General features: G+C 45.6%; 17 protein-coding genes and 1 tRNA gene. 2 read left to right on the top strand and 16 right to left on the bottom strand.

Annotation, left to right across the window (positions count from 1 at the left end; translation table 11 throughout):
• Positions 1-23: 23 nt before the first annotated feature.
• The 8 genes from D6855_RS00895 to D6855_RS00860 all read right to left on the bottom strand — a co-directional run bounded on the left by D6855_RS00895 (position 24) and on the right by D6855_RS00860 (position 9,905).
• Entirely contained in the window at positions 24-866 is an 843-nt protein-coding gene (locus tag D6855_RS00895) for a carbohydrate ABC transporter permease (protein ID WP_120737088.1), read from the bottom strand.
• 4 nt (positions 867-870) lie between these two features.
• Complete coding sequence (locus D6855_RS00890; RefSeq protein ID WP_120737086.1) at positions 871-1,767, bottom strand: carbohydrate ABC transporter permease; 897 nt, start codon at positions 1,765-1,767, stop codon at positions 871-873.
• Between the two features lie 73 nt (positions 1,768-1,840).
• Positions 1,841-3,133, bottom strand: coding sequence for an extracellular solute-binding protein (locus D6855_RS00885; RefSeq protein ID WP_120737084.1), 1,293 nt, complete (start codon positions 3,131-3,133; stop codon positions 1,841-1,843).
• Positions 3,134-3,442: 309 nt separating this feature from the next.
• The gene (locus D6855_RS00880) at positions 3,443-4,372 is read right to left on the bottom strand and encodes an ArsR/SmtB family transcription factor (protein ID WP_120737082.1); all 930 of its coding nucleotides are present in this window, start codon (positions 4,370-4,372) and stop codon (positions 3,443-3,445) included.
• Positions 4,373-4,389: 17 nt separating this feature from the next.
• Positions 4,390-5,847 carry a family 43 glycosylhydrolase gene (locus tag D6855_RS00875; RefSeq protein ID WP_120737080.1) on the bottom strand — a complete coding sequence of 486 codons (1,458 nt, stop codon included), beginning with the start codon at positions 5,845-5,847 and terminating at the stop codon, positions 4,390-4,392.
• Positions 5,848-5,974: 127 nt separating this feature from the next.
• Positions 5,975-7,414, bottom strand: coding sequence for a cell wall hydrolase (locus tag D6855_RS00870; RefSeq protein WP_120737078.1), 1,440 nt, complete (start codon positions 7,412-7,414; stop codon positions 5,975-5,977).
• Positions 7,415-7,437: 23 nt separating this feature from the next.
• Entirely contained in the window at positions 7,438-8,505 is a 1,068-nt protein-coding gene (locus D6855_RS00865; protein ID WP_120737076.1) for a Gfo/Idh/MocA family protein, read from the bottom strand.
• A gap of 26 nt (positions 8,506-8,531) precedes the next feature.
• Positions 8,532-9,905 (bottom strand): SH3 domain-containing protein, encoded by a 1,374-nt coding sequence (locus D6855_RS00860; protein WP_120737074.1) that lies wholly within the window; start codon positions 9,903-9,905, stop codon positions 8,532-8,534.
• Positions 9,906-10,069: 164 nt separating this feature from the next.
• Here D6855_RS00860 and D6855_RS00855 point away from each other — a divergent pair.
• Positions 10,070-10,141 (top strand) — tRNA-Arg (locus D6855_RS00855).
• 5 nt (positions 10,142-10,146) lie between these two features.
• Here the strand turns inward: D6855_RS00855 and D6855_RS16990 are convergent.
• Positions 10,147-10,272: a hypothetical protein gene (locus D6855_RS16990; protein WP_256372295.1), complete on the bottom strand. Its 126-nt coding sequence runs from the start codon at positions 10,270-10,272 to the stop codon at positions 10,147-10,149.
• Positions 10,273-10,397: 125 nt separating this feature from the next.
• Between D6855_RS16990 and D6855_RS00850 the strand changes: the two genes are divergently transcribed.
• Positions 10,398-10,703, top strand: coding sequence for a hypothetical protein (locus tag D6855_RS00850; RefSeq protein WP_120737072.1), 306 nt, complete (start codon positions 10,398-10,400; stop codon positions 10,701-10,703).
• A gap of 30 nt (positions 10,704-10,733) precedes the next feature.
• Here D6855_RS00850 and D6855_RS00845 read toward each other — a convergent pair whose 3' ends face one another.
• The 7 genes from D6855_RS00845 to D6855_RS00815 form a co-directional block, all read right to left on the bottom strand.
• Positions 10,734-11,642 (bottom strand): DUF5688 family protein, encoded by a 909-nt coding sequence (locus D6855_RS00845; protein WP_120737070.1) that lies wholly within the window; start codon positions 11,640-11,642, stop codon positions 10,734-10,736.
• 166 nt (positions 11,643-11,808) lie between these two features.
• The gene (gene efp / locus D6855_RS00840) at positions 11,809-12,366 is read right to left on the bottom strand and encodes an elongation factor P (protein ID WP_120737068.1); all 558 of its coding nucleotides are present in this window, start codon (positions 12,364-12,366) and stop codon (positions 11,809-11,811) included.
• Between the two features lie 67 nt (positions 12,367-12,433).
• On the bottom strand, positions 12,434-12,868 hold the full coding sequence (aroQ, locus tag D6855_RS00835; protein ID WP_120737066.1) for a type II 3-dehydroquinate dehydratase: 435 nt from the start codon (positions 12,866-12,868) through the stop codon (positions 12,434-12,436).
• 13 nt (positions 12,869-12,881) lie between these two features.
• On the bottom strand, positions 12,882-13,544 hold the full coding sequence (locus tag D6855_RS00830; RefSeq protein WP_120737064.1) for a DUF1961 family protein: 663 nt from the start codon (positions 13,542-13,544) through the stop codon (positions 12,882-12,884).
• Between the two features lie 19 nt (positions 13,545-13,563).
• Positions 13,564-16,830, bottom strand: a complete 3,267-nt coding sequence (gene carB / locus D6855_RS00825) for a carbamoyl-phosphate synthase large subunit (RefSeq protein WP_120737062.1) — start codon at positions 16,828-16,830, stop codon at positions 13,564-13,566.
• On the bottom strand, positions 16,830-17,978 hold the full coding sequence (locus D6855_RS00820; RefSeq protein WP_120737060.1) for a carbamoyl phosphate synthase small subunit: 1,149 nt from the start codon (positions 17,976-17,978) through the stop codon (positions 16,830-16,832). The genes carB and D6855_RS00820 overlap by 1 nt, the downstream gene beginning before the upstream one ends.
• A 25-nt stretch (positions 17,979-18,003) precedes the next feature.
• Positions 18,004-21,810: a phosphoribosylformylglycinamidine synthase gene (locus D6855_RS00815; RefSeq protein WP_120737058.1), complete on the bottom strand. Its 3,807-nt coding sequence runs from the start codon at positions 21,808-21,810 to the stop codon at positions 18,004-18,006.
• Positions 21,811-21,842 lie beyond the last annotated feature (32 nt).

The raw sequence follows: 21,842 nt of genomic DNA, 5'->3' as shown, positions 1-21,842 counted from the left end.
CTTTTTCCTCTTATATCTAATAATTAACCTTTAACAGCTGACTGCAGCTGCATTCCCTTGATGAAATACTTCTGTGCAAAAAGGAACAGCACGAAGGTAGGGATAACGGAAATAATACCGCCCGCCATAGCGTGTGACGGGTAAACATCATAGGTTCCCTTAAGGATCTGCATTCCGGGTGTGATGGTCATCTTGTCTACGTTGCTGATAACAAGGGTTGGCCACAGGAAGTCGTTCCAGCTTCCGGTAAATGCAAACATTCCAACAACAGTGAGAACCGGTGCGCACAGAGGAAGCATGATCCTCCAGTAGATCTGAAACCAGCTTGCGCCATCAATTCTTGCGGCTTCATCAAGCTCTTTTGGTATACCCAGCATGAACTGCCTGATGAGGAAAATGTTGAATGCTCCGCTTGCTCCAGGCAGGATCAGCGCCCACTTGGTGTTGATCATGTTAAAGGCCGCACATATCTTATAAAGCGGGATAAGGTTTATGACCGAAGGAAACACCATGGTCGCCATCAATATTCCAAACAGCGCGTTCTTACCTTTAAAATCCAGCCTTGCGTATGCAAATGCTGAAGTTGATGAAATGACAAGAACCAGGATTGTAAATGCTGTTGATGTCAAAAGAGAATTTCCAAACCACTTAAGGATAGGCGTGGAATCTGACCTTGTTGAAAACAGGTCAGTGTAGCTCTCTATAGTGGGGTTCTGCGGCAAAAAAGAATATCCCGACATCTTGATTTCTTTTTCAGATTTAAGTGATGTCATCAGGGACTGCGACAGCGGGGCAATCCATATGACAGCAAATATCAGGCAAAATACAAATGCCAGTGTTTTACCTAATCCGATTTTTCTTTTCATATCATTACTCCTCATCCCCAACAAATTTGTACTGCAAAAGGGCTATTATGATCATTACTATGCCCAGCATCAGCGCCATGGCAGAAGCAAGTCCGGATATGGATTTACCGCCAAAGGACGGGAATGCCAGATCTCTTATGACCATAAGAAGAACGTTTGTGGAATTGTTAGGTCCTCCGCTTGTGAGCATAAGAGGCTGTCCATAGATGTTGAACTGCGCTACTGTTGTCAGCACCACCGTGTATGCCAGCTGATTCCTTATTGATGGGATCACTATGGAAAAGAACTTTTTCACAGGGCCGGCTCCATCTACATCCGCAGCTTCTAAAACATCCTTGGATACTCCGTTTAAAGCCGCCAGGTAGATTACCATGTTTGTACCAATGGTCCACCATACAGTTACCAGGACAATGGCAATCCAGGCGTAGGGCTGAATTCCAATCCAGTTTATCTTGGTGTGGAAAAAGTTATTGATAAGTCCCAGGTTCTTATTGAACATGTAGTACCAGATCAGGATTACTGTAGAAATTGATAATACTGTCGGCATGTAAAAAAGTGACTGGAAAAACTTATGTCCAAAGGGCTTATTGTTGATAGCAATGGCCATAAGAAGTGGCAGTACGATTCCTATAGGCACAGAAATAAGCACGAAGATCACAGTGTTGGTAAAGCCAGTCCTGAAGAACCTGTAATAGGTAGATTCGCTGTTAAAGAGGATCTCCCTGAAGTTATCAAAGCCCACAAACTGAGGCATCTGGGGGCTGAAGATATCCCACTTGGTAAAAGCAGCGTAAACACCCATAGCAGCAGGAACAAGAAAGAATACCACAAACAATATGAGCTGAGGTGCTATGAACATATATGCTGTAAGATCATTTTTCTTTATAGGTCTTTGTTTCATCAAAAACTCCCCTAAAAACTTTGGGTGGACCAGTACTGGCCCGCCCAAAGCATTATAGTTACTATGACTTATATCACTGATTCTTGATATTATCGCTGATCTGCTGGTTGTAGGTTGAAAGAGCTTCATCCACATCCATCTTGCCAAATACTACTTCGCCAACGAATGCATCGAGAGCATCTACCATGTAGCCGTAGTACTTGTAGTCAGAGATAAATGAAAGTGCAGGATCATTAAGGAAGAATGCCTGAGGCATTTCCTTGAATGCAGGATCATTAGTGATTGCTACAGTTGCAGGGCACTGACCAACCTGAGCCCATGGAAGTGAGTTATCCTGGAAGAATGCAAGGAAGTCCATGATAGCTGCACCCTTTTCAGCTGTCTGCTCTTTTCTTGGCATTACGAACTGGTGTGAAGATGCCCATGAAATAGGCTTAGCAGCGTCGTAGGAAATAGCGTATGTAGCGCCATAGTTGATATCCATTGAGTTGAGGGTTCCGATCATCCATGTTCCTTCAGGAAGGAATACAAGCTGTCCCTGTCCGAAGAGGTTAGTTGGGTCATCGCCGTCCTGTGTGCACCATCCGTTGTCAACAGCGCTCTTCCAGTCAAGGAGGACTTTCTTAGCCTTGTCATTGTTAAGAGCAGGCTCTGTGCCATCCTCTGATGCCTTACCACCAAGCTGTGCGTACCACTCCTGGAACTCATTTCTGCCCCAAGTGTAAGCGTATGAATAAACGCCGTCTGCTGCAGCTGCTGGAGCGTACTTAGCAATCTCATCAAATGTGATCACGTTGTCATCAAGTGCTCCTGGATAATACTTATCAACAAGATCCTTGTTGTAGTATGTAAGGTATCCGTGAACATCAAGAGGTACTGCATATCTGCTGCCATCGATCTCTCCTGGATTCCATGCTGCTGCGTTGTACTTGTCAGCTGTGATCTTGCCGTTAGCTGCGATGTACTCATCCATAGGAAGATATACGTTGTTCTCTTTGTTAAGCTGAAGTCTGTCTACGTGGTTGATAGCAAGATCTGGAACATCAGTACCTGACTGAACTGCAAGTGGAAGGTTCTGATAAAGATCTTCCTGGGCCATCATTCTGTGTACTACCTTGTACTCTGGGTTAGTAGCATTGTAGGCATCAACGATCTCCTGCATTGCCTCTCCATCACCACCGGTAAATACTGACCAGAAATCGATCACCTTGTCCCCATTGTCTGATGAGCTCTGTGTCTGAGTTGCTGTCTCTGCTGCGCCTGAAGAAGCGTTCTCTACACCTGCTGTGCTGGCACTTCCACAAGCAGCCAGTGACAATACCATGGTTGAAGCCATAAGTACACTTACAAGTTTTTTGATTTTCATACATGTCCTCCTGATTTACTTTATTACATTATTTATGTAACATTTTATCGTTCGTTCGCCATAAAGTTTGTTTAATTACATTTTTTATGTAACTGAGGCCTCTTTATGTTGTTGATTTTAACTATAAAAATAGGCTATGTCAACCGTATTGTGTACATTTTTACAGTTTGCACAAGGAATTAGTTACATAATTCTTGTAGCATTAACTTACATATTTTATGTAACAATGTAATTAATGCAAAAGAAAAAGCGCCGCAACTGGCTTTGCGACGCTTCGTAATAAAAACGTTTTTACTTGCTTACTTCACCCTAGTAGTGAAGTACCATCTCAATGTTTTGGTCAAAATCACCAAATCGGTTTCCAAACAGATTGATACCGCCAACGAATTCGGAGCTTTCTTTGACTCCGATCTTGAAGCTGATGAAGTCTCCCTCATCTATTCCAAGAGTCTTAACGTTCTCTTTAGAAGTCAGCTTGTTATCAACGTAGCACCCCTCTGCATCTATCATTACAGAGTACAGCTTGCCATACTGAGTAAGGATATCTGGCCACCACTCGGGATTGAGCTTACCCCTTCTTCCGCCGTAATCTCCTTCACTTCTAAAGCCGCCTATCTCCACTCCGTTTATCCAGATGGTTATATCTGAAGGCCATGTGTTGTTGTAGCCAGGAGCCTCAGAGCAGGCTTCGAAAGTAAACTCTACGCCCTTGATCTTACCGTGTTCATCCACATGTCTCTTGGGAAATCTGTATTCCAAAAATCCCTTGTAAAACCAGATGATCTGAGCAGTTGTCCTGTCTGGCAGGTAGAATGCATCCTTGTCATCATCAGGAGAAATCGCCTGCCTCTCAGATGATATTCCGCAGGGCGCCTCTATCTGGCAATCCGAGTAATTGCCGATAGGCATTGAGATCCTCACAGTCCTGCTGGAGGACGCATCATCATCTCCCGACTTAATGTCGATATGAACCGTTCCAACCTTGATGCCGCTGACCTTCTGAGATCCCCTGATTCCTGGCAACGGCTCTGACACTACAAGCCCAGCCTCCTCAAGAACCTTGATCTGAAGTGCTGCAGTTGAAACTGGAATATCCAGCTCTTCGGCAATGCTGCTGATATTTAGCGCCTGGTTATCAAGAAGACGCAGAATATCAACTCTGAGCTTGGAAGAAAGCGCTTTGGATATACTGGTAACCCTGTCTATATTATTTAAATTTAGCCGTACTTCCTGTTTCATTTTTTGCCCCCAACATGTTATTCCATTGAATTATAGAAAAGAACTTCTGAAAGTCCAAAACCTTTTGCCCCACCAAAATCTGTTGGTACAATCCTAACCTTCGAAGTTGTAACCCTGTCAAAATACAGTACAAGTGGCTCATCATTCTCCGCCTTGGCGCAGACATTTTTAATAGCCCCGTCATCAAACATTATATCAAAGGACGCTACCTCGTAGTTGCTGTCAGCTGAGCCATAGATATATATACAGTCTATCCCTACCTTCTGGCCAAAGTCAAACTCTGCATATACATCGTCAGCCTTTTGCACCCTCCATTCGTAGAGACCTTCGTTTCTGCTGTTTAGCGTCTCTCCATCAATAAGGGCCATGGCACTCCTGCCCTCTTCGATAGCCGATGAACTTACAGATATAGCTTCAACCCTGGACAGTCTGCTGTGTCCCGAAACAGGTGTCTGCCTGGTGATGGTAGGACCATTTATGTAAAAAGAGCCGTCCTCCCTGAATCCACACCTGTCTATGGTCACCTTCCTGTTTCCACCAGCAATGAGCTTGATGGTATGAGTATGGTAGCAGGTGTATAGCTCTTTTCCATCAAGAGAATGGAAATAGCTGTTGTTACCAGGACCTGAAACCTTGTCAGTAGATGCAATAAGCGGATTATTCTCATACTTCTTAAAAGGCCCCATGGGCGAGTCTGAAACCGCATAGCCTATGGAATAAGTGGCATCAGCATAGCATCCTCCTGAGTAAAAGAGATAATACCTGCCCTCATGCTTTAAGATGTCGGGGCCTTCATTCCAGCGCCATTCACCGTTTTGAAGCTCCCACTCCTGGTCAGGTGTAGCTACAAGTACAGGCTCTGAGCCCGCTTTAACACTTGTGTAGCTATCCATCTCAATTACATGGAGCTGGCTGGTGTGATAACCATCAACTATATTTTCTGAACAGTCCTTAGAAAAATAAAGGTACATACTGCCATCTTCATCCACAAAAAGGTTGGGATCAATGGTGGCGTAATCTACATCCAGAAGAGGATGATCAAGTGCATCTGTGTATGGACCAGTTATGGTGTCAGCTACTGCAACACCGATCCTTAAAGACTTGTCGTCGTTGTTTCCGCAGTAATACAGGTAATACTTCCCGTCATTTCCAATGACGATCTGGGGCTGCCACAAACTGCTCCTGACCCATCCTTCCTTTGCACTGGAAGAGAAAATCCTTCCCTCCTTATTCCAGTCTGTAAGGTCAGTTGAAGAATAGATATCATAACCTTTGCCATCACCGGTGGCGGTGACATAGTATTTTCCATTTTCAGTTACAAGATATGGATCTCCGATGTTCGAGATTCTCTCCTTGTTGATATACCCTTGGGAAATGATCTCAGAAGCATCCTTAAGACTGATCTCCGGACCCTGGCAGGCAGAGATCATTAGTGAACAAGCTGTCATAGCTGTGATTATATGAACTTTCTTCATTTTTCATCCTCCGATACTAATAGCATCAGTTGCATGAAAAATGTAATATCAAACTTTTTGGCTAGGCTTATTATGAAGGGCTTGGCGGATTCCGTCAAGCCCTCAGTTCATCAGTTATGTTATATTTCTATTCTCCGCCGTCATCGCCATCATCACCACCGTCGTCGCCGTCGTCATCGCCGCCATCATCACCGTTGTCATCATCATCGTCATCGTCGGATGATTCCTCATGATACTCCTCAGAAGATCCTGAGTCATCACTGCTCTCTTCTGGCTGTGAATCCTCTGAAGGCTGTGCCTCCGGCTCTGGCGCAGCATATGTTTCCCACCTGTAAAAGAACGCGTGGTTACCGATCATTGTGTAGGAAGAAATGCGGTAGTAGTCTGCCCAGTACTTGGTCATGAAAAAGAGATAATCACCGATACGGGCGCCCCCAAGAACCTCCTGGGCTGCTCTCACACAGGTTGAGTTAGGACCTCTTTCAACAAAGAGCTCTACCTTACCTGATCTGTAGGAAGCAAACTGCATGTTCTGGGTGATAACACCAATTACAGTATTAGGAAATGCCGAACTCTTAACCCTGTTCATGATAACCGAGCCTACACCCAGCTTACCTGTATAGGATTCTCCGTCCGCCTCAGCCTGGATGGTTGCTGCAAGCCACACAAGCTCTGTGTCGCTGGCATTATATGCACCGCCCAGATTCTCCTTGGTAAGAGCAAGTCTCTCTGCAATCTGCTGAGCAAGCTTTGCCTGAGCTGCTGCTACCTGGGATTCAAGAGCCTTCATCTTCTCATCAAGAGATGCCAGCTGACTGTCATAGTCTGCCAGCTTATTCTTTTCATTCTTAAGAGAGCTGTTGGTGGCTGAGAGCTGGCCCTTTACCTGATCGGTAAGGCCCTGGAGCTCATCGTGTTTCTCATCAAGCTGTTCCTGGTAAGCATCAAGCTCCGCTTCTCTTTCTTCAACAACCTTTTTCTTGGCCTCTATCTCGGCCTGAAGTTCCTTAAATTCAGCGATTTTCTGGCGATCGTACCTGACTATTGCATTTAGGTATTCAGATTTGGTAAGCAGCTCTCCAAGAGATTTAGACTCTAAAAGAACACGTACAAGCCCGCCTGTTCCACCACTTTCGTAGGTGTTCTTAAGGCGCTTTTTTAAAGCTTCGTATCTGTCCTTTTCCTGCTGCTGTGCCTCAAAGAGTTCGTTATTAAGCTGTACTATTTCAGCAGAAACCTCTGCCATGGCTTCTTCCGCCTCAGAGATTTCCTCATCAAGGGTCGTCAATTTACTGGAATAACCGTTGATGGTGCTCTGAAGGTTTCCCTTCTGGTTTTCCAGATTATTAACACTGGCCTGTGTTTGCTCCTTCTGTCCCTGGAGGGCACTTATGGCATCCTTAGTTTCTTTTGTCTGCTTCTCAAGATTGGAGATTGCAGCCTGAGTCTCTGCTTCCCTCTCATAGAGATCGGAAAGACTGCTGTACTCATCTGCGTAGCTGACAAATGAAAACTGATTGACCAAAAGTGCAAGGAGCAGAATTATGGGAACTAACTTTTTTCTCATACACTCCCCACTGGCGATCAGGATTACTCCTGTGATTCGCCCGTTTCTGTTTCTGGTGTTTCTATTGTAGCAACCTCTGTTTCCCCGTTTTCAGGAGTTGCTGAAATCTCTTCCTCAGAAGGGAACTTGATATTGTTGGCCTTTCTGATGAAGTCCATCATATTCATGATCTTAAGTGACTCGGAATGAGGCATCTCAGGGCACTCTTTCCAGCCCTCGTTAATAGCCTTTACGCAGGCCTCAATTTCATATTCATAGCCTGATATCTGCTTGGGCCTCTTGTAATATGCAAGCTTCTTATACTCGCTGTCGTATACTGTGATGCCTTCAGGATTATTGATATTGTCCACTACAACATATCCCTTGGTACCATAGATGATTCCACTCCTGTCGCTATTTGCAAGAGCGGTGGCGTTAAGAACAGCCATCTTGCCATTTGCATAGCGAAGAGTGATGGAATCCTGCATATCCATTCCAAGGTTGTTGAAAGTACAGATTGATGCAATGTCTGAAACGTCATTGCCAAAGACCATAGACGCAAAGTTAAGGACATAAACACCAAGATCAAGGAGGGCTCCGCCTCCAAGCTCGGGTTTATTGATCCTGTCTTTATAAGAAATGTTGTAACCAAGATTAGCTGTGAGCATTGTTGGCTCACCAATAATATTGCTGCCAAGGACCTCAAGGAGCTTGGTCCTCATAGGCATATATCTTGTCCAGATAGCTTCTGTAAGGAGAAGATTCTTTTCCTCGGCAAAATCAAAAAGCTGCTTGGCCTGACTCTCATTGAGGGTAAAGGCCTTCTCGCAGATAACATTTCTGCCAGCTGAAAGGGCAAGCTTAACGTTCTCAAAGTGCTCTGAGTGTGGTGTTGCCACGTAAACCAGATCGATCTTGGAGTCGTTTACAAGTTCCTCGTATGAACCATAGGCCTTCTTGACACCATAGGCCTTAGCAAACTTCTCTGCATTCTCAATTGTTCTTGAGCCTACAGCATAGCAGGTAACACCCTTCATACCCTTAAGTGTGTCTGCCATGATGCCCGCAATCTTACCGGTACCCATAATAGCAACTTTTAAACGTCCGAACATTTAAAGCCCTCCTACCTGGATCTGTATTATTCTCTAAGGAATTCTGACTTAATATATCCTGTCTTCTTATTATACTCTATTTTAGCCCATCCGTTGGCATACTGCTCGATTACATTTACAGTTTCTCCGCCATAGATTGTAGCCATAGCTTCAGAATCTGTGCTGGCCTCTTTTCTGAACTTGATAGACTCTGTAACAGTCATCTTGCCAGTCTTAGCAGAAGAAACCTTGGACGCTGAAGTTGATGAAGAAGCTGTTGAGCTTGCTGCCGAAGCAGAGCTGCTGGCTGTAGTGCTTGAAGCAGATGAAGCGCTGCTGGAAGCTGCACTTGAAGCCTCTGTGGAAGCCTCGGCCTGTGCATTGTCATCCTCTGTGTTCTCAACCTCTGTTGTCTCGGTTGATACTATGTCAAAGAACTCAGTCTTAACGTAAGCTGTCTTACCCTTGTACTCGATCTTACTCCAGCCATTAGCAAGAGCCTCAAGCTCTTTAAACTCCTGACCCTTTTCTGTCTTATCAAGGACATCCGCTGTCTCTGAATCTGAGCTTCTGATATTGATTACGTCAGTAGCCTTGATGGTTCTGGTAGTAACTGTCTTAACCTCTGGCTCTGTGCTCTCTTCCTCAGATGCCTCGTTGGAGCTGTCGCTCTCCTCATTGGATGCACCCTCAGATGTAGCAAGGGCTTCTCCGACAGAAACCTGAAGGCCTGCACGCATCTTGGTAAGGATCTCTGCAAGCTTCTCATCTGCACTTACCATCTCGTTGTAAGTGGAAGCAACCTTGTTATTAAGGTCGATAACATCAGCCTGAACATTGATCTGTTTGAGGTATTCGATCTCATTGGCATCTGCTATATCGCCGTTGATAAAGAGCTTACCACTGTCATCAGTACAGATATAAAGTGTCTCAAGACCTGGTAAATAGCCATCATAGTCGTAGAGCTTAACTTCGTTGTAAACATATGCAGCGTAGCTTCCCTCTATAGGGCCTGGCTTGGTATAAACCACAATGTTGTCAAACTTCTCAATATACTCAGAAGCTGCTACAGACTTAAGGATCTCTGTCTCATCAAGTCCCTTGTAGATCTCTGAAAGAGTGTCCGCATCTCCCTCAGCTGATGCTGTGTAGTACCTGTCTATAAGTGCGTTGACCTCAGGATATGCATTCTCCTCCATGGTTACATCCGGGATCTCAAATGTAGAAACCTCTGATGTTGCTACTGTGGACTGAGCCAGCTCCGTGGCTCTCTTATTGGCATTAACCGCAATGATTATAGTAATGATAACTGCTACAAGCAGTATTGCTGGCATAAGATACTTCTTGTTGTCTCCAAGGATAGCGAAAATATCCTTCTTTTCATTACGCCAGTTTGTAATATCGTTTTTCTTCTTTTTCATAAAAAGTAACCTCTGGAAATCATAATACAACACTCTGATTTTATATAAGAACGCTAGTCAAGTCAAGTTTGTTAAGGCCTTCGCAGAGCCTTACAATATGCGTGAAAATGCGTATATTATTGGCGTCCGTACACCTTTTGTGCTAAAATGTGAATGTTGTATGTGCACCCATAGTCTAATGGATAAAACGGAGGCCTCCGACGCCTTTGTTGCTGGTTCGAGTCCAGTTGGGTGCACTCTTTTATTGCCCATTTTCCGGCATTCTCTCATTCGATTCCACAAACTCAATGCAATCAATTATCTCGCTATCTGTGTGTCCATGAGCTCTAAGCCACTCTATAAGTTTTACTATTTCTGTTTTAGGCATATTCTAAATCCTCCTTCTATATGTTCCCATATTCTATAAATTCTCACTATTTTATATTCTTTTACATAATTCTCTATATACTCATATAGCAAAAACCTTTATAATATTTCCAGGAGGATATGCTTATGAGCGAAAAGAAATTCTACACTGAATCTCAGGCGCAGGCCATCAAAAAGTATCTGGCAACCAAAGCGGAAATCAGACTACGCATGGAGCCCATTCAAAAGACACGCATCACCCAGGAGGCCAAAAATAAGGGCATGAGTGTGAATTCGTATATTCTCGACGCTGTCGAAAATCAGATATCACTTGATCAGGATGGCAGCAACATAGAACCAAGGCTAATTAAAAACATGATAAATTGGCTTAGGTCACATTCCATGAGTGATTCAGACATAGTTGATTTCCTATCTTACATTGCCAGGGAATAAGCTGGACATCCGGCTTATTCCTTTTTTTATTTAGGCCTCAGCCTTTTCTTTGACCACAAAGAGCTTTCCACTCTCGCGGTCATATCTGTAGAGGCTGTCACTAAGGATCTCCTCTTCAGCAACGGAAGTGCGGTTGACTTCAGCAATTATTCCAATGAGGTGATCTACATCCATCTCCATCTGAGGATCAGGGATAACCAGGGTCTCGTGGACAGAGGCTGGAACGATATAAAGGTCGCACTCTCTGTCCTTCGCAAGCTCTGGCAATACCCCCGGGTAAAATACTGCGCTGGCGCCGTAATTGTCCGACGTATTAGTCACAACGCTTATGCCGCAAAGTGGTGGGACATCAATGCAGCTCCCTGAGAGCCTTTCAAGAACATCCAGCAGGCTTGAGATCTTTAAAGGTGCTACCCTGCCTGCACTTTCACCAATATTCTCCCAGAGCTCCTCCTCTGTAATTTCCCAGCTCTTAAGGTGCTCATTGGTGATGGTGATGACACCCTCTCCTATTGCAGCGCTGTTCATCCTGCAAAGAGGCACCATGGCAAGATCCATCAGTTTTCTGTATGGAACACCCTCGAGTTTTGTCCTATTTTTCTCATAGTTCACCACCTTGAAAAAGAGCTTGTCGCTGACCTTGGCAAAGTCGAAGAAGAAATCCACATCAATGTCAGATTCTGGCATGCTGCTGTTATAGACCTTAACTATCTCTTCAACTATTTCCTTCATGGTCATGCCCTCTCTGTATGCCTTATAGAACGGGTCAATATAAATTGTTGGAGAGATGCATCTCCCCTCTTTACCTATAAGCAGTGCATTATACTTAACCCCATTATTCTTGACCACCTCATGGTCTTTAACAGTGTGTCCCTTTCCAATTCTGCCCTGAACCAGCTCCGCCAGGGTCTGTGTAAATTCTCTAATACTATTTTCCATATCTGAATCTCCTTAAATCATGTTATTTATGTATAGATGCGTAGTTGCCTCATCTCCCCCGAAAAAGCGCAAAAAAAGACAATAGATTCTCGAACTGAAAATCTATTGTCTTGCTTAGTTTCTTATATAAACTATGACTTCTCGTCAGATATGGTTACGTATAAGATTATACTCTTGAAAGGTACTCACCAGTTCTTGTATCGATCTTGATAACATCACCTTCGTTAACGAAGAGAGGAACTGATACAGTAGCACCTGTCTCAACAGTTGCAGGCTTAGTAGCACCTGTAGCTGTATCACCCTTGAATCCAGGCTCTGTCTCTGAGATTGTGAGCTCTACGAACATAGGTGGCTCAACTGCGAATACGTTGCCATTGTAAGACATAACCTTACATGTCTCATTCTCCTTAACGAACTTAAGGGAGTCGCCGATCTGATCTGATGTAAGACCGATCTGCTCATAAGTCTCTGAATCCATAAAGTTGAAGATATCGCCATCCTGATAGAGATACTGCATATCCTTCTTGTCGATTCTAGCTGCTGGGAACTTCTCAGTTGGACGGAATGTTGTCTCCTTAACACCGCCATTGATGATGTCCTTGAGCTTGGTTCTTACGAAAGCAGCGCCCTTACCAGGCTTAACATGCTGAAATTCGATAATCTGACATACGTTGCCATCGATCTCGATGGTAACACCATTTCTGAAATCACTTGCAGAAATCATATATATTCCTCCTAAATTACATTACATCAAACAACCTAGGATAGTATAAACTAAACTTAATGGTTTTTCAACCTCTTTTTGTAATGAAGTTCATGGCTTCAAGATAGCCCTCAAGGCCCAATCCATAAATCTGCTTGTCACAGGCAGGTGCTGTCACAGAAACCTTGCGGAAATCCTCTCTGTTTGTAATATCTGATATATGCACCTCAACCTTGACCACATTTTCAAGGATCTTGAGAGCGTCGTGAATAGCATAGCTGTAGTGGGTATAAGCTCCGGGATTAATTACGATACCCTCTGTTCCATCGCTGTAGGCTTCCTGGATCCTGTCTATGATATCTCCCTCGTGATTTGACTGGAAAATCTCAACCTCATCGCCATGAAACTGAGCCTTGTCCTCGATCATCTGGCAAAGGGCCTCGTAGTCCTGGCTGCCATATACACTCTTTTCCCTGATTCCAAGGAAGTTTAAATTTGGTCCGTTAATAACTAGTATCTTCAAATCTTATCCCCCGTCATAACCATGTCACTCTGAAATCCCTGTACTCGGCGATCATAGGTGAGAGCTGCCTGAATCCAACATATCCGCCGGTCAGGTAGTCTCCATAGGTTCTGCCATCGTCCTCATACTCAAGGATCACAATATCATTGATCAAAAAAGTAATCACGTCTTTATTCTTGATGATGCGCATCTCATACCAGCCTGAATCAGGATTTGCATCTGGTATAGGGTCTGCACCCTGAGCCACCAGATTGCATCCGCAGCTCTTCCTTAAGTTGCACAGATGGAAGGCTCTCTCCGTCTCCTCTTTTCTCCTGAAATAGGAGATGTGGTAGGCATTGATGTCTCCGTTGTAGTACTGTCTGTACTTGCCAGTACGCTCAGCCATATCACTTCCAAAGAAGTCCTTGCCAGACTCTATTGGCTTGGCTGCAAAAAACAGCATCGCAAGGCCCGGCTCCTCCAAAGGTCTGAAAACCCACTCGATCTTAACATCAGAAGGGAAGGACACAGGGCACCACAAAACGCAGCCGTCCTTCTGGTCCTCCGGGGAAAGGTTTTTGGAATCAATCCTCATGGCCCCTTCGTCAAAAGAGATATTGGCCTTACCCTCAAGAATAAAATCCCTGATGTCACTTTCGTAAGCTAATGGGTTCTCGTAAACAACCTTTGACATATAGACTTCTCCTATACACTTATAGTTTTGCTATATCGATTGGTTCAAGACTCTCTTCTGTCTCAGCGCACTCAAGGCTTGTAACAAGTGCCCTTGCTGTGTCGAGAGCTGTTATTACGTTAACTCCGGTCTCAATTGCAGTTCTTCTGATGATGAATCCGTCTCTTGTCTTATCACGGCCCTGGGTAGGTGTATCGATTACAAGGTCGATCTTGTGTCCAAGGATAAGGTCGATGACGGTAGGTGATTCCTGGCTGATCCTGTTGATCTTACGTGCCTTTACACCGTTTTCATTTAAGGTGTTGGCTGTTGATCTTGTAGCGTAGATGATGTAGCCAAGCTTCTCATAGCGCCTTGCAATCTCAATGATCTCGCCCTTGTCAGCGTCCTTAACAGTGATGATCATCTGCTTGTGCTTAGGAAGATTTACACCAGCTCCAAGGAATGCCTTATAGAGAGCCTCGTTGAAGTTCTTACTGATACCAAGGCACTCACCTGTACTCTTCATCTCAGGTCCAAGGCTGATCTCAGCGCCTCTTATCTTCTCAAAGGAGAATACTGGCATCTTGATAGCCACATATCCTGCCTCTGGCTGAAGTCCTGGTGCATAGCCAAGGTCTTTAAGCTTTTCTCCAAGCATTACCTTGGCAGCAAGGTCAACGATCGGAATACCTGTAACCTTACTGATGTAAGGAACTGTTCTTGAAGATCTTGGGTTGGCCTCAATGATGTAAACCTCATCTCCAACTGCAATGAACTGGATGTTGATAAGTCCTATTACATGAAGGGCCTTTGCAAGTCTTCTTGTATATTCAGCGATAGTCTCTTTTACCTTGTCAGAAAGAGACTGTGCAGGATATACGGAAATTGAATCTCCGGAATGGATTCCTGAACGCTCTATATGTTCCATTATACCCGGAATCACTATGTCTTCGCCATCACAAACTGCATCAACTTCAGTCTCAATTCCCTGAAGGTATTTATCAACAAGGATAGGATGATCCTGAGCATATCTGTTGATGATGTTCATGAACTCTTCGATCTCGTCGTCGGAAAGAGCTATCTGCATGCCCTGACCGCCAAGAACGTATGATGGACGAACCAGAACAGGATATCCAAGGCGGTTTGCAACTTCCTTGGCCTCCTCTGCAGTATAGACTGTTGCGCCGGCAGCTCTTTTAACTCCTGTCTCTTCAAGGATCTGGTCAAAGATCTCACGGTCCTCAGCAGCGTCAACGTCCTTGGCGTCTGTTCCGTAGATCTTAACTCCCATCTCCATAAGGTCCTGAGTGAGCTTGATGGCTGTCTGTCCACCGAACTGAACTACAGCTCCGTCTGGCTTTTCAAGTCTTACGATGTTCTCAACATCCTCAGGAGTAAGAGGCTCAAAGTAGAGCTTGTCAGCGATGTCAAAGTCCGTGCTGACTGTCTCCGGGTTGTTATTGATGATAATTGTCTCAAATCCAGCCTTCTTAAATGCCCATGTGGCGTGAACGCTACAGTAGTCGAACTCGATACCCTGACCGATCCTGATAGGACCTGAGCCAAGGACAAGGATCTTTTTCTTGCCGGAATTAGCTGAAAGCGCAGCCTCATCTTCTGAATCAGGGCCGTTGTAAACTGAGTAGTAGTAAGGGGTCTGGGCCTCGAACTCAGCGGCGCAGGTATCAACGATCTTGAAGGTTGCGTGGATATTGTAGAAGTCACGAAGCTCTTTTAACACAGGCACTGTAAATCTTGTGAACCTGCTGATAACAGTATCAGGGAACTCGAGGCGCTTTGCTTCAAGCATTGTATCGAAACTGATGATCTTCTTGGCATCCTCTAAGGTTCCGTACTTACCTTCTCTGTTCTTTTCACCAGCCCTAAGGAGCTTAAGTTCCATCTTGACCAGGGTGTGGAGCTTATCGATAAACCACAGGTCGATCATAGTGATGTCGTGGATCTCCTCGTGGCTGATACCGCGACGAAGGGCCTCGGCGATTACCCATATTCTCTGGTCATCTACTATCTTAAGTCTTGCAAGGAGCTCGTCGTCGTCAAGCTCTGAGAAGTCATAACTTGTAAGGCAGTCAACGTGCTGCTCGAGAGAGCGGATCGCCTTCATCATTGCACCTTCAAAGTTGGTGCAGATACTCATTACTTCTCCGGTAGCCTTCATCTGTGTGGTGAGGGTTCTCTTGGCAGTAATGAACTTATCAAATGGAAGCCTTGGGAACTTAACTACGCAGTAGTCAAGAGTAGGCTCAAAGCTAGCAAAGGTCTTGCCTGTAATGGCATTCTTGATCTCATCAAGAGTGTATCCAAGGGCGATCTTGGCTGCAACCTTGGCAATAGGGTATCCTGTCGCCTTACTTGCAAGGGCTGAAGATCTTGATACTCTTGGGTTAACCTCGATTACGCAGTACTCAAAGCTTGTAGGATGAAGGGCGAACTGAACATTACAGCCACCAGTTATCTTGAGCTCATCGATGATATTAAGAGCTGCGCTTCGAAGCATCTGGTACTCTTTATCGCCAAGGGTCTGGGATGGAGCCACAACTATAGAGTCACCAGTGTGTACACCTACAGGGTCGATGTTCTCCATGTTGCAGACTGTGATGCAGTTTCCTGCGCTGTCACGGATTACCTCGTACTCGATCTCCTTCCAGCCTGAGATACATCTCTCAACAAGAACCTCATTGGCTCTTGAAAGACGAAGTCCGTTTTTGAGGATCTCTTCGCACTCCACCTGGTTGTGGGCGATACCACCGCCGGATCCGCCAAGGGTAAATGCAGGTCGCAGGACTACCGGATAACCGATCTCTTTTGCAAAGGCAACGCCGTCCTCTACGTTGTGAACAACAGTGGATGCTGCGCAGGGCTCACCAATCTTTTCCATGGTGTCCTTAAATTCCTGTCTGTCCTCAGCCTTTCTGATGGTCTCAGCTGTTGTACCAAGGAGCTTAACCCCGTGGCTTTTAAGGAATCCTGACTCATCGAGCTCCATTCCAAGGTTAAGGCCGGCCTGGCCACCAAGGGTTGGAAGGATGGAGTCTGGTTTTTCTTTTTCAATGATCTGCTCAAGGACCTTGACTGTGAGGGGCTCAATGTAGACCTCATCAGCGATATCCTTGTCTGTCATGATGGTAGCGGGGTTTGAGTTTACAAGTACAACCTCAACGCCCTCTTCCTTAAGGGATCTGCAGGCCTGGGTTCCAGCGTAGTCGAACTCCGCAGCCTGTCCTATTACTATTGGTCCTGAACCGATGACCAGAACCTTTTTGACGTCTTTACTTTTTGGCATCAGTTCTTACCTCCGTTTTCTTTTTCCTGTAGCATCATATTTATGAAGCGGTCAAACAAAAAGCTAGTGTCCTGTGGGCCTGGGCATGCCTCTGGATGGAACTGCACTGTGAAGATATTTTTGCCCACATATTTAAGACCTTCATTTGTGCCGTCATTGACATTCATAAAGGCTGGAACTGCTTTTGTTTTGTCCAGTTTGTCCACATCTACCACATAGCCGTGGTTCTGGGATGAGATATAAACTTTGCCGGTCTCAAGGTCTTTTACCGGGTGATTGCCACCTCTGTGGCCGTACTTCATCTTGTGGGTGTCAGCGCCTGTTGCAAGGCCCATGAGCTGATGTCCAAGGCAAATCGCAAAGATCGGAACGTCGCTTTCATAGAGCTTTTTAACTTCCTCTATAACTCCAGCGCAGTCCTTTGGATCTCCAGGGCCGTTTGAAAGCATGATTCCGTCTGGCTTATCTCCCAGGATCTCCTCTGCTGTGGTGTTATAAGGATAAACTGTAACATCGCATCCTCTCTCTAAAAGGGAATCTGTGATATTCTGCTTGGCGCCTACATCTAAAAGAGCTACCTTAAGACCTGTACCATTTCTCTCTTTTACCAGGGATGGCTTACCCTCGATCCTGTCTTCGTACTCAGAGGCTTTGAACAATCTCTTTTCCTTGCAGGATACCTTGGATACCACATCTCCTGTGGTGTATGCGGCGATCTTGTCCTTAACGCTGTCAAAAGAGATATTCTCGTTTGTAGTGATAAGGCCGTTCATGGTGCCCTTTTCTCTAAGGAGTCTTACAAGAGCTCTTGTATCTATTCCCTCGATTCCAGGGATCTCGTACTTATCAAGGAAATCCTGGATCGACATATCACATCTGAAGTTTGATGGGATCCTGGACAACTCTCTTACGATGATGGCATCAAGCCATATCCTCTCTGACTCCATATCCTCTACGCAAACGCCGTAGTTTCCGATAAGCGGATATGTCATGCATACTGCCTGTCCTGCATAGGAAGGATCCGTAAACACCTCTGTATATCCCGCCATGGAGGTATTAAATACGATCTCGCTGACCACATCCTTGTCAGCTCCTATGTGCTTCCCCTCAAATTTCGTTCCGTCCTCTAGAATTAGAAACGCTTTCATAATAAATCTCCTCTATTACAGCAAATTACTTGAAGTACTCTACACCGCTCTCGAAGATGCGAAGATCCTGCTCTCCAAAGATGTTTACAGCTACACCGTCGCCGCGACGCTCAGAGTGAGCCATCTTACCAAGACATCTTCCATCTGGTGAAAGGATACCCTCAACTGCCCTGTAGGAGCCGTTGATGTTCCACTCATCATCCATTGTGATGTTGCCATCAAGGTCACAGTACTGGGTTGCGATCTGACCATTCTTAAAGAGCTCATCAAGAACTGCCTCAGGTGCAACAAATCTTCCTTCACCGTGAGATGCAGGGTTTGTGTATACTCCGCCAAGGGTAGCTCCTGTAAGCCAAGGTGAATTGTTTGAAACAACCTTGATAGTAGCCATCTTGGAAATGTGTCTGCCGATGGTGTTGTATGTAAGTGTAGGTGAGTTCTCTGTCTGTCCTGTGATCTTACCGTAAGGAACAAGGCCAAGCTTGATCATGGCCTGGAATCCGTTACAGATACCAAGAGCAAGACCATCTCTTTCTCCAAGGAGCTTGTCTGTTGCTGCCTTGATCTCCTCATTCTGGAATGCTGTAGCGAAGAACTTAGCACTTCCGTCTGGCTCATCACCAGCTGAGAAGCCGCCTGGGAACATGATGATCTGGGCGCTTTCTATAGCCTTCCTGAACTCCTCTACTGACTCGCGGATATCTTTTTCATCTCTGTTTCTGAATACTCTGATATTTACATCAGCGCCTGCTCTTCTGAAGGCCTCTGCGCTGTCGTACTCACAGTTGCTGCCTGGGAATACAGGGATAAATACTGTTGGCTTAGCCACCTTGTTCTTGCAAACGTAGATCTTGTCTGTCTTAAACAGGCCTGTATCTACCTTGTCTGCATTGTCTGAAACTGTTGAAGGGAATACCTTCTCGAGCTTCAACTTCCAGCTTCCAAGAGCCTCCTCAACTGTGAGGGAAGTTCCTGCAAACTCGAACTTGCCATTATCTGTAACTTCACCGATCTTTCTTGATCCAGGAAGCTTAAGAGCGTCAGCTATGAACTCAGCTGGAACCTCAGCGATGAGATCCGCCATATCGTTGGTGAACAGCTCTTTTCCCTGAATTGAATCGTCAATCTTGACACCAAGCTTGTTACCGAAGGCCATCTTGCTGACTGCTGCCGCAATACCGTAGGAATCCTCTGCGTATGCAGAAACGATCTTGCCTGCTGCCATAAGCTCTTTTACCCCGGTATAAAGAGCTATAACCTTGTCGTAATCTGGAAGGTCATACTCATCTCTTGCGATCTTGAACTGTACAAGGGCGTTGCCTGCCTTCTTGAGCTCAGGTGTAACCACGTCCTTGCCACTAGCTACATCTACTGCGAAGGAAACCAGTGTAGGTGGTACGTTGATCTCGTTGAAGGATCCGGACATTGAATCCTTACCGCCGATTGAAGCCTTACCGAACTTGAGCTGAGCCTCGAAAGCACCAAGAAGTGCAGTAAATGGCTGGCTCCATCTCTCAGGATCAGAAGTCATTCTCTTGAAGTACTCCTGGAATGTGAAGTGGAGGTTATCGAGCTTACCGCCACTTGCTACGATCCTTGCAACTGACTCTGTTACAGCGTATGCAGCGCCGTGGTATGGGCTCCAACTTGAAAGGAATGGATCAAAGCCGTAGCTCATCATTGTGACTGTATCTGTCTTACCTGCAAGAACAGGAAGTTTTGCGATCATGGTCTGGGTCTCAGTGAGCTGGTACTTACCGCCGTATGGCATAAGTACTGAGCCTGCGCCGATGGATGAGTCGAACATCTCAACAAGGCCTTTCTGTGAGCATACGTTAAGGTCGTTCATCTCTGCCATCCAGGCAGCCTTAACATCGCCGCTCTCAAGGGCCTTGGCTGCTCCCTCAGATGCTATTGTGTTGAGGTAGTTATCGCCCTTGTTTGGAATCTCTACCTTGACTGTTGTCTCCTGGTGAGCTCCGTTGGTATCAAGGAAAGCTCTCTTGATATCTACGATCTTCTTGCCTCTCCAGTTAAGGACAAGTCTTGGCTCCTCAGTTACTACTGCAACCTTAACAGCCTCAAGGTTCTCCTCTGAAGCGTAGTCAAGGAACTTATCTACATCCTTAGGTGCAACTACAACTGCCATTCTCTCCTGGGACTCTGAGATGGCAAGCTCTGTTCCGTCAAGGCCTGCATACTTTTTAGGTACAAGGTCCAGGTTGATATCAAGACCTGGTGCAAGCTCTCCGATTGCTACGGAAACACCGCCTGCTCCAAAGTCGTTACATTTCTTGATGAGTTCACTTACTTCCGGTCTTCTAAAGAGCCTCTGGAGCTTACGCTCTGTAGGTGCATTACCCTTCTGAACCTCTGCGCCGCAGCTTGTAAGTGACTTGGAATCATGCGCCTTGGAGGAACCTGTTGCTCCGCCGCAGCCGTCTCTTCCTGTTCTGCCGCCAAGGAGAATGATGATGTCTCCTGGATCAGCGCTCTCTCTTATTACGTGCTCCTGTGGAGCTGCGCCCATAACGGCACCGATCTCCATACGCTTGGCAACATATCCGGGATGGTAGATTTCTTTTACATAGCCTGTTGCAAGACCGATCTGGTTACCATAGGATGAGTATCCGCTTGCTGCGCCGCGAACGAGCTTTTTCTGTGAGAGCTTGCCCTTCATGGTATCTGCTACTGGAACTGTAGGATCTGCAGCGCCGGTAACACGCATAGCCTGGTATACATAGCCTCTTCCTGAAAGTGGATCTCTTATAGCACCGCCAAGACATGTAGCAGCGCCACCAAATGGCTCGATCTCTGTAGGATGGTTGTGAGTCTCGTTCTTGAAGAATACAAGCCAGTTCTCAGTCTTAGGTCCCTGACCGTAGTCAACCTCGATAGGTACAACAACTGTGCAGGCGTTGTTCTCCTCAGACTCTTCCATGTCTGTGAGCTTGCCGTCTGCCTTGAGCTTCTTCATACCCATAAGGGCGATATCCATAAGAGAAATGAACTTCTCTTTCTTTTTCTCATCTGTCTTATAGAGGGCATCTCTTGCTGCAAGGTAGTCGTTGTATGCGCCCTCGATAGGAGCCTTGTAGTCGCCGTCTTCGAAGGTTACGCTTGTGAGCTCAGTTCCGAAGGTTGTGTGACGGCAGTGATCTGACCAGTATGTATCAAGAACCCTTATCTCAGTCATTGTAGGGTCTCTGTGCTCTTCCCCTGCAAAGTACTGCTGGATCCACTTAAAGTCGTTGAAGGTCATGGCAAGGCCAAGAGACTCATAGAGGTCTGACAGCTCTTTTTCAGGCATATCCTTAAAGCCGTCAAATACTGCAACATCATCGGGCTCGTCGTAGTGCTCAACCAGTGTCTCTGGCTTAGCGTCAGATGCGATCCTTGAATCCACAGGGTTCATGGTGTAGTTCTGAATCTTAAGAACCTCATCATCTGATACATTACCGATAAGCATGTATGTTACAGCAGTTCTGATAACAGGGTGCTCGTCGCCCTTGATAAAGCGTACACACTGCTCTGCAGAATCTGCTCTCTGGTCGAACTGTCCAGGAAGTGCCTCGATGCTGAATACCTTGGCACCCTCTGGGATCTTGATCTCTTCTCTATATAAATCATCTACTGGTGGCTCTGAGAAAACTGTCTTGCATGCCTTCTCAAAGACCTCGTCTGATACGTTCTCAACGTCGTATCTGATGAACATCCTCACGTTCTCAACACTCTTAATTCCGAGATACCCCTTTATCTCAGCCTTAAGCTCTTTTGCCTTAACTGCAAAAGGTTCCTTCTTCTCAACATAAACTCTTCTTACTGCGCTCATAATATCTCCTTCCTTACTTTTGAAAAAAGTGC

This window comes from Butyrivibrio sp. CB08, from assembly GCF_003625485.1.
In the GTDB taxonomy this organism is placed as follows: domain Bacteria; phylum Bacillota; class Clostridia; order Lachnospirales; family Lachnospiraceae; genus Butyrivibrio.
This window is presented reverse-complemented; position numbering and strand designations above follow the sequence as displayed.